The organism is Aquabacterium sp. A3, assembly GCF_038069945.1.
Classification (GTDB): domain Bacteria; phylum Pseudomonadota; class Gammaproteobacteria; order Burkholderiales; family Burkholderiaceae_C; genus Aquabacterium.
Genome location: NZ_JBBPEV010000002.1, coordinates 337,369 through 350,135, shown reverse-complemented (window position 1 = coordinate 350,135; position 12,767 = coordinate 337,369). Strand labels below are relative to the sequence as shown.

At 64.7% G+C, this 12,767-nt stretch carries 10 protein-coding genes; 2 read left to right on the top strand and 8 right to left on the bottom strand.

Going from position 1 to position 12,767, the window contains the following annotated elements; genetic code table 11:
- The 5 genes from glmU to WNB94_RS10710 form a co-directional block, all read right to left on the bottom strand.
- Positions 1 to 1,395, bottom strand: coding sequence for a bifunctional UDP-N-acetylglucosamine diphosphorylase/glucosamine-1-phosphate N-acetyltransferase GlmU (glmU, locus tag WNB94_RS10730; protein ID WP_341390384.1), 1,395 nt, complete (start codon positions 1,393 to 1,395; stop codon positions 1 to 3).
- Positions 1,392 to 1,994 (bottom strand): DUF4136 domain-containing protein, encoded by a 603-nt coding sequence (locus WNB94_RS10725; protein WP_341390383.1) that lies wholly within the window; start codon positions 1,992 to 1,994, stop codon positions 1,392 to 1,394. The genes glmU and WNB94_RS10725 overlap by 4 nt, the downstream gene beginning before the upstream one ends.
- Before the next feature lies 1 nt (position 1,995).
- Positions 1,996 to 2,961, bottom strand: coding sequence for a tRNA 2-thiocytidine(32) synthetase TtcA (gene ttcA, locus WNB94_RS10720; protein WP_341390382.1), 966 nt, complete (start codon positions 2,959 to 2,961; stop codon positions 1,996 to 1,998).
- A 335-nt stretch (positions 2,962 to 3,296) separates the two neighbouring features.
- Positions 3,297 to 3,668, bottom strand: a complete 372-nt coding sequence (locus tag WNB94_RS10715; RefSeq protein WP_341390381.1) for a dihydroneopterin aldolase — start codon at positions 3,666 to 3,668, stop codon at positions 3,297 to 3,299.
- A 21-nt stretch (positions 3,669 to 3,689) separates the two neighbouring features.
- Positions 3,690 to 4,481, bottom strand: coding sequence for an SDR family oxidoreductase (locus WNB94_RS10710; protein WP_341390380.1), 792 nt, complete (start codon positions 4,479 to 4,481; stop codon positions 3,690 to 3,692).
- A 61-nt stretch (positions 4,482 to 4,542) separates the two neighbouring features.
- Here WNB94_RS10710 and WNB94_RS10705 point away from each other — a divergent pair, with 61 nt between their 5' ends.
- Positions 4,543 to 5,724, top strand: a complete 1,182-nt coding sequence (locus tag WNB94_RS10705; RefSeq protein WP_445819056.1) for a class I SAM-dependent methyltransferase — start codon at positions 4,543 to 4,545, stop codon at positions 5,722 to 5,724.
- Between the two features lie 40 nt (positions 5,725 to 5,764).
- Here WNB94_RS10705 and WNB94_RS10700 read toward each other — a convergent pair whose 3' ends face one another.
- From WNB94_RS10700 to WNB94_RS10690, 3 genes are all read right to left on the bottom strand, one after another.
- Positions 5,765 to 6,376 carry a PEP-CTERM sorting domain-containing protein gene (locus WNB94_RS10700; RefSeq protein WP_341390379.1) on the bottom strand — a complete coding sequence of 204 codons (612 nt, stop codon included), beginning with the start codon at positions 6,374 to 6,376 and terminating at the stop codon, positions 5,765 to 5,767.
- Between the two features lie 169 nt (positions 6,377 to 6,545).
- Positions 6,546 to 8,570: a sensor histidine kinase gene (locus tag WNB94_RS10695; RefSeq protein ID WP_341390378.1), complete on the bottom strand. Its 2,025-nt coding sequence runs from the start codon at positions 8,568 to 8,570 to the stop codon at positions 6,546 to 6,548.
- Positions 8,571 to 8,580: 10 nt separating this feature from the next.
- Positions 8,581 to 9,312, bottom strand: coding sequence for a response regulator transcription factor (locus tag WNB94_RS10690; protein WP_341390377.1), 732 nt, complete (start codon positions 9,310 to 9,312; stop codon positions 8,581 to 8,583).
- A gap of 240 nt (positions 9,313 to 9,552) precedes the next feature.
- Here WNB94_RS10690 and WNB94_RS10685 point away from each other — a divergent pair.
- The coding region (locus WNB94_RS10685; protein ID WP_341390376.1) for a two-partner secretion domain-containing protein at positions 9,553 to 12,767 on the top strand (3,215 nt) is incomplete at its 3' end.

Below are 12,767 nucleotides of genomic sequence, written 5' to 3'. Positions count from 1 at the left end.
TCATTTGGGGGTCTTGCGGGGCCGCTGCCACCCGCTGAGCGACACCTGTTTGGCCCGCGCCACGGTGAGCTGGCCCGCCGGCGCGTCTTTGCCGATGGTGCTGCCGCCGCCGATGGTGGCCCCTTCACCCAGGGTGACGGGGGCGATCAGCACGCAGTTGCTGCCCACGTGCACATCGGCCTCGATCACGGTGCGGTGCTTGTTGGCGCCATCGTAGTTGGCGGTGATGGCACCGGCGCCGTAGTTGACGCGCTCGCCCACGGTGGCGTCACCCAGGTAGGCCAGGTGGTTGGCCTTGGCGCCTCGGGCCAGGGTGCTGTTCTTGACCTCGACGAAGTTGCCGATGTGCACCTCGGGGCCCAGTTGCGCACCCGGACGCAGGCGGGCAAAGGGCCCGATCAGCGCGCCCTCGCCCACGGTGGCGCCGTCTTTGTCGCCATCGATGTGGGTGAAGGGGTGGATGACGGCGCCCGCGCGGATGACGGCGTTGCGGATGACGCAGTTGGCGCCGATGCGCACCTCGTCGCCCAGTTGCACGCAGCCTTCGAACACGCAGTTGACGTCGATCTCGACATCGCGGCCCGCCTCCAGCGTGCCGCGCAGGTCAAAGCGGGCGGGGTCGGCCAGGCGCACGCCCTGCTCCATCAGGCGCTCGGCCTGGGCGCGCTGGTGGCGGCGTTCCAGGTCGGCCAGTTGCGCGGGGCTGTTGACGCCCAGCACCTCCACCTCGCTTTGCGGCTGGGCGGCCACCACGGACACGCCATCGGCCTGGGCCATGGCCACCACGTCGGTCAGGTAGTACTCGCCCTGGGCGTTGTCGTTGGTGAGGCGGGCCAGCCAGCGCTTGAGCAGCGCCGTGGGCGCGGCCATCATGCCGGTGTAGACCTCGCGGATGGCGCGTTGCTCAGGCGAGGCGTCTTTGTGCTCGACGATGGCCAGCACGTTCTGGCCGGAGGCATCGCGCACGATGCGGCCATAGCCGGTGGCGTCGTCCAGCGTGATGGTGAGCAGGGCCAGGCGCTGGCCGCCGCAGGCGTCCACCAGGGCCTGCGCGGTGCGGGCCTGGATGAGCGGGGTGTCGCCATTGAGGATGAGGGTGGTGCCCTCATCGGGCAGCACGGGCACGGCCTGCTGCACGGCGTGGCCGGTGCCCAGCTGGGGCTCTTGGCGCACGAACTGCAGCGGGGCCTGGGCAAAGGCGGCGCGCATGGCCGATTCGACCTGCTCGGCGCCATGGCCGGTGATGACGATTTGCTGCGCGGCCTGCAGGGTGGCGGTGGTGCCGATGACGTGGCCCAGCATGGGCTGGCCGGCCAGGGTGTGCAGCACCTTGGGGCGCGCCGACTTCATGCGGGTGCCTTTGCCCGCGGCCATGATGACGATGGAGAGGGTCATTTTTGTGGGGTGAGGGTGACCGTGCGCGGGCTGACGGCCACGAGTGGGAAATCTTTCAGGGCGGCTTCGAACAGCAGCGGGTACAGCCGCTCGTCCACCGCGCCCAGGCGGTCGTGGCGGGCGCGGGTTTCATACAGCACGGTGTGGCTGGCGCGATCGCGCATCAGCACGCTGACTTCCATCTGCACATAAGGCGGCTCCAGCCGCAGGCCCAGCGCCACGCCACCGCGACCCGGCCCCCAGAAGCCGCCCCAGCCCCAGGCGCCATAGGGGTACCAGAAGTTGTCCATGGGCGGACGGGCCTCCACCTGCACCTGCGAGGCCAGTTGCACCACCACGGCGGCCAGGGCGGGCTCGGCCGCTTCACTGAAGCCAGCGGCCTGCAGGGCCGGCCGGGCGGCGTCTTCCAGCGCGGCCTGTTGCTGGGTGAGCTCAGGCGTGGCGGTTTGCGAGGGCAGGCGCTCGAACACGTAGGCGCCAGGCTGGCGGTCCGCCGGCCAGGTGCCGTGGCTGCTGACCTGGCTGCTGAAGGTGTTCAGGCTGGCACAGCCCGACAAGAACCCCAGCGACAGGACGAAGGTCAGCAGCAGTGCGCGCATGTCAGGCCTCTTTCTTGGGTTTGAGGGTGCTCAGCGAGATGGTGGCCTGCCCCGGCAGGCTGGCGGCGCCCGTGTCACCACAGCCCTCGTCTTCGTCAAAGGCGATGTCACCGCCGACCACAGGCTGGCCGGTGGCTTCGATGGTGGTGAAGGGGAAGAGCTTGCGGTCCATCAGGTGCGAGGGCACCACATTGGCCAGGGCCGTGAACATGTTGTCAACGCGACCAGGGAATTTGCGGTCCCATCCCTGGATCATCTCTTTCATGGCCTGGCGCTGCAGGCCGTCCTGGCTGCCACACAGGTTGCAGGGGATGATGGGGAACTCGCGGTAGGTGGCAAAACGCTCGATGTCCTGCTCACGGCAGTAGGCCATGGGCCGGATCACCGTGTGCTCGCCGTTGTCCGTGACCATCTTGGCCGGCATGCCCTTGAGGCGCGAGTTGAAGAACATGTTCATCAACAAGGTCTCCAGGATGTCGTCGCGGTGGTGGCCCAGGGCGATCTTGGTGCAGCCCAGCTCCTTGGCCACGCGGTACAGGATGCCGCGGCGCAGGCGCGAGCAGAGCGAGCAGGTGGTTTTGCCCTCGGGCACGACGCGCTTGACGACGCTGTAGGTGTCTTGCTCTTCGATGCGGTAGGGCACACCGATTTTCTGAAAATACTCGGGCAGCACGTGCTCGGGGAAGCCGGGCTGCTTCTGGTCGAGGTTGACGGCCACGAGCTCGAAGCTGATGGGCGCCCGCTTTTGCAGGTTCATCAGGATGTCGAGCATGGCGTAGCTGTCTTTGCCGCCAGACATGCAGACCATGACCTTGTCGCCGTCTTCGATCATGTTGAAGTCGGCAATGGCCTGTCCCACCTCGCGGTGCAGGCGCTTGCTGAGCTTGTTCATCTCGAAGGCGTGCTTTTTGGCCTTGGCCTCGTCGTCGGGCGCGGAGAGGATCTGGGGGGCTACGGCGTCGTTCATCCCGAGATTTTCGCCGATCTGGGGGCGGAGTGCCGGGTTGGACCCCTTGGATGGGGTTTTGGGGTGTGTTTAAACCGGTGCAGGGAGCTGGGGTGTACGACTCCGCTCATGTCCTCCGCCCAGGCTTCGCCTGGTCTCCCCCTTTACTTCGCTGCGCCGTACACCCCACCTCCCTGCCCCTCACACCGCGCGGTGGGGCGAGGGCTGCCAGAGCGCTGCAAAACGTTTGGCGTGGGTGGCCAACAGAGCGAAGTAAAGGAGGAGCCCCGGCCACGCCGGGGCGGGGGACATGAGCGTCGTTGGCCACCCGCGCCAAACGTCCCGCACACAGCACATCACCACTGCCCCGTCTCCATCCGAATCGCCACCTCGCAGTCATCAAAGATCTCCAGCTTGGCGATCTTCACCCGCACCCCCAGCACCCCCGGCAGCTCCATCAGCCGCTTGCACAGCTTGCCGATCAGGGTTTCGAGCAGGTTCACGTGCTCGGCCGTGCACTCTTCGATGATGATGGCGCGCACCTTGCGGTAGTCGAGCACGTTCAGGATCTCGTCATCGTGCGGCAGCAGGGGCTGGCTGCCCATGTTCAGCTCGGCGTCGACCATGATGGGTTGCGGCACGCCGATCTCGTGGTCGAGCACGCCCAGGCTGGCGTTGAAGCGCAGGCCGGTCAGGGTCAGGGTCTGGTTGCCTTTGGTCAGGGACATGGATCGGTCTCTCGCAGGTCGTCACATCATCGAAAAATCGCGCTCGAAGCGCTGCAGGTGCTGACCGCCATCGACCAGCACGGTGGTGCCCGTCATCGAGCGGTTGGCCAGCACAAAAGCCACGGTGGCGGCCACGTCATGCGGCGACGACGAGCGGCCCAGGGGCGAGAGCTTGTGCAGTTGCTCGAACTTCTCGCCCTGCAGCCAGTCGCTGGTCAGCGTCAGGCCCGGGGCCACGCCCACCACGCGCACGCGCGGCGCCAGGGCCAGGGCCAGCAACTGCGTGGCGGCCTCCAGCGCGGCCTTGGACAGCGTGTAGCTGAAGAAATCGGGGTTGGGGTTCCACAGCTTCTGGTCCAGCAGGTTGACCACGGCGCCTTCGCACGCCGGGCCATGGCCGCCCTGCCCCGCTTCACGCGATTGCAGGTGCTCGGCCAGGGCCTGGGCCAGCACGATGGCCGGCGCGGTGTTGGCGTGCAGGTGCTTGTCGAGCTGGGCGTAGCTGAAGGTGGCGGCCGAGTCGTATTCAAAGGTAGAGGCGCTGTTGACCACGGCATCCACCCGGCCCAGGGCCTGCGCGGCGGCGGGCAGCAAGGCGCGGGTGGCGGCTTCATCCGACAGGTCGGCCGCCAGCACTTCGGCACGGCGGCCCAGGGCACGGATGTCGGCGGCGGTGGATTCGGCCTCATCGCGCGAGGCGCGGCAGTGCACGGCCACATCCCAGCCCTGGCGGGCCAGGGTGAGCGCGATCTCGCGGCCCAGGCGCTTGGCAGCACCCGTGACCAGGGCGACAGGGGCAGTGTGGGACGGCATGGGGTGCCTTTTCAGAAAGCGCCGGCCAACGGCGCATGCGGGAAGCTTTTTACAATGGGGCATGCAACGCCCCAACGACAAGGGCCACAGTGTAGTGGCCGCCCCGGTGACGGGCCACCCCCTGGCCGAGATGATGGCGCACGAGATCCGCGAGCGTGGAGGCTGGATGCGCTTTGAGCGCTTCATGGAGCTGGCGCTGTACGCGCCCGGCCTGGGCTACTACAGCGGCGGGCGCCGCGTGCTGGGCCGCATGCCCCAAGACGGCAGCGACTTCGTGACCGCGCCGGAGCTGACCCCGCTGTTTGGCGAGGTGCTGGCCCGCCAGGTGGCGCAGGCCCTGGAGGCCACCGGCACCGCCGAGGTGTGGGAGTTTGGCGCCGGCACGGGCGCCCTGGCCGAGCAGCTGCTGGACGCGCTGGGCGAGCGGCTGACGCGCTACACCATCGTCGACCTGTCAGGCACGCTGCGCGACCGCCAGCACCAGCGGCTGATAAAAAGCCACCCCGAGCTGGTGCACAAGGTGGTGTGGGCCGACAGCCTGCCCGACGCCATCGAAGGCGTGATCGTGGGCAACGAGGTGCTGGACGCCATGCCCGTGCACCTGATGGCCTGGGATGGCCAGGCCTGGAGCGAGCGCGGTGTGGCGCTGGACGAGACGGGCCCTGCCCCGCGCTTTGTGTGGGCCGACCGCCCCGCCCCCGAGGGCGTGCGCCCGCCCACCGAACACGCCGACGAGGTGTTTGCCCCCGGCACCGTGACCGAAACCCACGGCCAGGCCGAAGCCTTTGTGACCACGCTGGCGCAACTGATGACGCGGGGCGCGGCCTTCTTTGTGGACTACGGCTTCCCGGAGGCCGAGTACTACCTGCCCCAGCGCACGGGCGGCACGCTGATGTGCCACCACGCCCACCGCAGCGACCCCGACCCGCTGAGCCAGGTGGGCGAGAAGGACATCACCGCGCACGTGAACTTCACGGGCATCGCCCTGGCCGGCCAGGAAGGCGGCTGGGAGGTGCTGGGCTACACCAGCCAGGGCCGATTCTTGATGAACTGCGGCCTGGGCGAGGCGCTGGCCGCCACGGGCGAGGCCAGCAATGCCGAGCAACTCAAGGCCCGGCACGCCCTGCAGATGCTGGTGGCCGAGCACGAAATGGGCGAGCTGTTCAAGGTGATCGGCTTTGTGAAAGGGCCGTGGTTCGACGCCATCGGCTTTGCCCACGGCGACCGCACGCACACCTTGTGAGGGCCCGAGGCCATAGCCTCAGGCGGCGCGCCCAGCGGGTTCAGGCGGCGGCCAGCGCTGCCGCTTTTTGACGGCGGCGAGCCGCCCAGCCTGCCACGCCCAAACCGGCCAGCGCCAGCGCATAGGTTTGGGGTTCAGGCACCGGCGTGGTCACACCGACGACGGCGGCGTAAGGAATGCGGGTGGCATGTCGACTGTATTTAATATCTATGGAGAGCGTATCGCTTGCAGACACCCCATTGTCAAACCTGTAAATCAGTTGGGTTAGGCCAGGTACCCCTGTGTATACAACTGTGGGGTCCAGAATCAACACGAAAGGCCCTTCCACAGCCTGACGGAACGTCAATTCATAAGACGCCTTGAACTCGGTACTGGTTGGCGTGACAGCGGCGAAGCTGATCACCGTTTCGCCCGGTTCATTCGTGAACGCCAAAGTGTCCATGTAGAGGCTTCCCGTCACACCCCAACCGCTGGGCACCGCCGCCAGCAACGTGGCCTCTTGGTTGTTGAGCAGTCGAGTCGTTTGACAGGCGGAATAAGCCGTACCTAACACCACATCGGCGCAGGTGAAAGGTTGATACCGCTGCGCCATCGACGACGCCGCAGCGGTGGCGGCCAGCAGGCCCAGACCCAACTTCATCAGGGTGTTCATGGTGCGATCTCTTGAAAACAACTCAACAGTGGCGGTGGGTGAATGCCCCGAACTGTAGGGAGTGGGCCGCGCGCCGTGTCTGTTCAATTCTGAGCAAATCGGTGCAAATCTGTGCGCAGCACCCGTTCACGGGGGGGCGGGGTGTGAGCTCTGCCACACCCGGGCGTCGTCAGGGCAGGCGCACCATCACCTGCAGGCCGCCGGGGTTGCGGTTGTGGGCGCTCAGTTGCCCACCATGGGCCTCGACAATCTGTCGGCAAAAGAAGTAACCCAGCCCGGTGCCCTGGTGGCCTGCCGCGCCACTGCCCCGGTGGTAGGGCTGGCCCAGGCGCGCCAGTTCGTCTGGGCTGGCGCCGGGGCCTTCGTCTTGCACGCTCAGGCAGGTGCCACCATCGGGCAGGCGTTCAGCCCGCAAGGTCACCGGCGCACCGTCTGGTGAATAGCGCAGGGCGTTGTCCAGCAGGTTGTTCAATGCCAGGCGCATCAACGAGGGGTCCATGTGGCCGCTCAGGTCCGGGGGGCTCACGTCAATGGCCACACGCTCGGCCATGTCGGCGCCCAGGCCAGAGCGCAGGCTGTGCAGCCATTCGGCCAAGGGCACCTCGGTGCATTGGGGCTGGGTGGGCAGGTGCTCACCATGGCCCACGGTCAAAAAGCTGTCCACCAGGGTGCCCAGGCGGCGCACCTGTTGGCGGATGTTTTGCGTGCGCGACTGCACCTGATCGGGCGCGGGATCACGCACGGCCTGCAGCAGGTTGGCACTGCGATCGATGGCCGCCAGTGGGTTGCGAAACTCATGCGTCAGCATGGCCACAAAGCGCTGGTTGGCCCGGGCGCGCTCGGCCGTGAGCACATGGTCGTCCCGGATGCGGCCGATGCGCATGGCCAGGGCCATGGCCATGACCACGGTGTGGAACAGGGTGGACGCGGGGTAGGCCATGTCCACCAGGGGGCCGAAGGGGATCCAGCCCAGCAGCGTGGCCACCAGCACCAGGCCACCCACCTGGTAGGTCAAAAAAGCCACCAGGTAGGTCAGGCGCAGGCGGTCATGAAAGCGCCGCCAGGCCACCCAGGCGCAATACAGGATCAGGGGCGAACTGAACAGCCCCATCAAGAAGCTGACGTTGACCACATGGCGGTACAGCGGCGTGAAGGCCAGGGGCAACACCATGGCATAGGCCAGGGCCAGCAGACGGTACGTGCGGGCGATGCGGGGCTGGTGGGTGTCCATGTCCAGCGCCATCACCCACAGCAGGGCGCCGGCGTACCAGGGCCCCGTGGTGCCAAAGCCGGCAAACAGGTCATTGAGCCACCAGGGGGGCTGCGGCACCAACTGGATCAACAAACCCGTCTGGCCCGAGTACAACATCACCAGCGTGGCCACGAACAGGGCGTAGGCGCCCAGCATCAGGTCGCGCAGCCACAGGGCAATGAACACATAGCTCAGGCTGCCCAAAGCCAGCACACCAATGAAAGCGCCCAGCCATGCGCTGGTGCCCACCTCTTCATTGAAGTAGTCGGCAGGCACATCCAGCTTGAGCGTGAACTTCATGGTGCCGTCGGTGCGCACGCGCACCCACATCAACACGGGCTCATCGGGCGTCAGGTTCATGCCCACGGTGTGGTGGCGGGCATTGATGGCCCGGCCCTCTGACAAGAAGTGGTCGCCCAGTTGAAAGCGCTCGATGCGCCCGTCGCCGCGCTCCAGCCACACCTGCACATCGTCCAGGTAGGGCATGCCCACGGCGGCAATCCAGCGGCCTTGCACCACATCCTGGCGCTGCAGGGGCACGGCGTACCAAAAGGCACTGGCTTGGCCACCGGCGCCATGCGGCACGGGGCGTGGCTTGAAGTCGCCCGCCACCAGGCGGCTGCGCACCTCGGCCCAGGTGGCACGGCCACCGGGGTCTGACCAGTGGGCCACCGTGAGCGAATGCAGGCGGGCGCGCTGGTCAGCGCGCAGCGCCACCACGGGCACCACACCTTGTGCGGCGGCCCAGGCCTCGGCCCGGGTCACCTCACCCGGCAAGGCCGCAGCGGGCGACAGCCGACGCTCGGCGGGGGTCTCGGGCGCACGCACCAGCGTGGCAAAGATCAGCGCCCAGCTCAGTGCGATGAGGCCCAGCGCCAGCGCCCATGGCGTCAGCCACGGCCAGCGGGGCAAGTGGGGCCAGGGCTGACGTGATGAGGGCATGGGCTGGCCTTCAGCCCACCTGGCAAGGGCCAGTGGACACATAGCCCTGGCCGTAATGCGAGCGCACGGGCATGGTCTGGGCCAGTTCCTGATCGACCTTGCGACGCAGGCGGGCCACGCAGCCATCCAGGTTGCGCAGGTTGTTCAGGGTGTCGGCCTTGCCCATGTGGGCCAGGAGCTCGGTGCGGCTGACCACACCGCCGGGCGTTTGCATCAGGCGTTGCAAGAAGCTCACCTCGGTCAAGGTCAGGCCCACCAGGCCACGGCCCAGTCGCAGCTCACCACGTTCGACATTCAAATGCCATGGATCGCTGGATTCAGGCGGCAACGCCGCAGGGGCCTGCGCAGCCTGCGGCACCCCGGCCTGCAGGTTCAGGCGGCGCATGACGCTTCGGCAGGTGGCCTCGATCACTTCCAGCGACACGCCCTTGACCAGGTAGGCATCGGCCCCGCCCTCCAGGCCGTCAACCCGCGTGCTGTCATCGCCAAACGACGTCAGCATCACGATGCCCACCTGAGGGTGACGCTGCCGAAGTTGGCGCGCCACCGCCAGCCCCGACGCATCGGGCAGGCCGATGTCCATCAGCACCAACTGCGGCGGCTGGCTTGCCGTCAATGTCCAGAACCCCTGTGCCGTGGCCACGCCACTGGCTGGCAGATGTTTGAGGTTGAGGTAGTCCACCAGATCGCAGCGCAGATCTGGATCGTCTTCGACAACGATGATGGGGTGGACTTGGGACATGGTCGGCCTGCACTGTAAATCGACTCTGGCCGCACCAGCTGTAGCTTGATCGCCCTCAATTCTTTGCAAATCTGCGCAAAGGTGCCCAAGCCGGCCGCCGCTCACGTGGCCAAACACCCTGCAAACCCGCGAAATCACAGGATTCGACAGATTTGCACCGAATTGAATGGAATGTGTTTTCTCGGACATGGGCACACTCGCCGGCACTCAAAAAATTTGCCTGCTTGTTGGAGCTTTGCCATGAATCACTCGTCCCTGAACCACACCTACCGGCTCGTCTGGAGCGATGCGCTTTGCACCTGGGTGGCGGTGGCCGAGCATGTGAAAGGCCGTGGCAAAAGCCAGGCAGGCCGTGCAGCGGCGCGGCTCACCTCGCGCGTGGTGGCCAGCGCTGCTGCCTTGCTCACGGGGGCGGCATTGAGCGGCATGGCGGGCCTGGCCGTGGCCGGCCCCACGGGCGGCGTGGTCACCAGCGGCCAGGGCAGCATCAGCACCCAAGGTGCCCCCAACCAAACCGTCACCACCATCACGCAAACCAGCCAGCAGCTCAATGTGAACTGGCAAGGCTTCAACGTGGGCGCGGGCGAGGTGGTCAACTTCGTGCAGCCCAGCGCCACGGCCTTGGCCGTGAACCAAATTCTGGACACCAATGGCAGCCGCATCCTGGGCCAGCTCAATGCCAATGGCCAGGTGTGGCTCATCAACCCCAATGGCGTGATGTTTGGCCAAGGCGCACAAGTGAACGTGGGCGGCTTGGTGGCCTCCACGCTCAACCCGCTCAGCCAGCGGGGTGACAGCACCCAAGTGTTTGGCAATGGCGGCACCGGCAGCATCGTCAACCAGGGCAGCATCACGGCCACCAACGGCCATGTGGCCTTCATTGGCAACACGGTGTCCAATGCGGGCGACATCCAAGCCCATGGTGGCACGGTGGCCCTGGGCGCAGGCAGCCAAGTCAGCCTCAGGTTTGCCGACAATCAACTGCTGGGCCTCACGGTAGAGCAAAGCACCTTGAACAACCTGGCCGAGAACAAAGGCTTGATTCAAGCCAATGGGGGTGCTGTTTTTCTCAGTGCTGGCGCACGTGATAGCTTGCTGGCCAGTGTGGTGAATAACGAAGGCGTGATTGAAGCCAAAACCGTTAACCACCAAGAAGGCAAAATCATCCTCATGGGTGGCATGGTGGCGGGCACCACCAAAGTGGCAGGCACCTTGGACGCCAGCGCCGAGACAGGCAACGGTGGCTTTATTGAAACCAGTGCGGCGAAAGTGGATTTATCAAAACCCTACAAAGTCACCACCAAAGCGCACAACACCGATGGTGGCACTGGCAAAACAGGCACATGGTTAATCGACCCTAACGACTACACCATTGCCGCCAGTGGCGGCAACACCACTGGCACACAATTAGGCACTGACCTCGCCAGCAACAACGTCACCATCAGCACCGCCACACAAGGCACGGCAGGGGGCAATGGCGATATTTTTGTGAAAGACAACGTCACTTGGAGCAGTGGCAACACTTTAACGCTCAACGCAGAGCGCAATATCAATGTGCTGGCCACCTTGGATGCCTCGCAGGGCAGTGGTGGCAAAGTGGCGCTTAACTACGGTCAAGGTGCTGTTGCCTCAGGCAACACCGCCAACTATAACTTTGGCCTGACTGACACAGGCTTCACAGGCAAAATCAACCTGCAAGCAGGTGATAACTTCTCAACCAAATTGGGCAGTGATGGCACAGTTACCGAATACAAAGTGATCACAGCTTTGGGCGCGCAAGGCAGCACCACTGGTACTGATTTACAAGGCATCAACGGCAACTTGAGTGGCAACTACGTACTTGGTGCAGATATCGACGCCACCGCCAGCTCTTCATGGAATATTGACGGCGCTCTATACCTAGGCTTCCAAGCTATAGGTAATGCGCAAACAGGTTTCACCGGCATGTTTTCAGGTCTTGGGCACAGCATTACAAACCTGACCATCAACAGGCCGTCTGAAAACGAATTAGGCCTGTTTGGAACCGTGTATTCTGGCACGATACGTGACGTGGGCGTGGTGAATGCCGACGTGCGGGGCAATAACTCTGTTGGTGCGCTCGCAGGTTCTGTGCAACCTGGCAACGTATATCAGGTATATAGCAGTGGCAGGGTAAAGGCGCTCGCTCAGTTTGGCGGTAGTGCTGGCGGTCTGATCGGTAATTTCACCTCTGGCAAAATAGAACAAGCGTTTAGCCGTGCCGTGGTCGATGGTAACTACGGTGCAGGTGGTTTGATAGGGTCCACTACAATGGCTACGCTGAGCCAAGTGTACGCCACAGGCGCGGTTACGGGTATTGGGTCTCTTGGTGGCTTAGTGGGCGTACTTGAAAGCTCTAATTTAGATAATGCCTATGCCACGGGCACCGTCACTGGCACAAGCTTTAATGTTGGTGGATTGACTGGTGAGGCCAATGCCAGAATAGGAGGCACTTATAGCATCAGCAATGCCTACGCCAATGGTTCGGTGAACGGCGGCACAAGCAATACCGGGGGGCTGATTGGCAGTTACCGTGTAGAGACGTTGTACGGCAGCCAACTTAACATCACCAATAGTTTTTGGGATACGCAATCCGCTGGTCAAACCCAAGGCGTAGGTTCTGGCTACACTGGCACAGGCGTTGTGGGCAAAACCACCGCCGAGCTGCAAACGGTGGCCACTTACACGGGCTGGAACATGGCAGGCTCTGGTGGTGCTTACCCCACCCTGAATTTCAGCGGTACGGGTAGCACATGGGTCAGTGGCTCCTTGTCCACGCCCATTACTTACACCCTCAACGCCCTCACAGGCACTTACACCTACAAAGCGTCAGCATTTAACCTCAGCGATTTATGGTCATCAAGCAGTATTTTTGGTGCGGATTACAGCAGTTGGGTTGCAGGCACGGATTACACCTTTAGCCAAGATGGCAACACCGTCACGGGTTTTACCAACGCAGGCACCTACAGCGGCCTGGGCGTCAGCATCCTCAAAAGCGGTTTCTCGGTGGCCAGCAGTGGCAACACCACGGGCTCACTCACCATTGACGCGGCCAAGCTCAGCGCCGTGACCGGCATCGCCGCCGCCAACAAGACCTACGACGGCACCACCGCCGCCACACTGAACACCAGCGCAGCCCAGTTCACCGGATTGCTGGCCGCCGACGTGGGCAAGGTGAACGTGGCCAGCGCCACCGGCGCCTTTGCCGACAAGAACGCCGGTACCACCAAAACCGTCAACATCAGCGGCATCACCCTGGGCGGCACCAGTGCGGGCAACTATGCGCTGGACAACAGCGGAACCACCACCACGGCTGACATTGCCAAGAAGGCTGTGACAGTGAGCGGCATCACCGCCACAGGCAAGGCTTACGACGGCACCACCAGCGCCACCGTGAGCACCGCCAATGCGGTCTACGCAGGCTTGGTTGAAGGCGA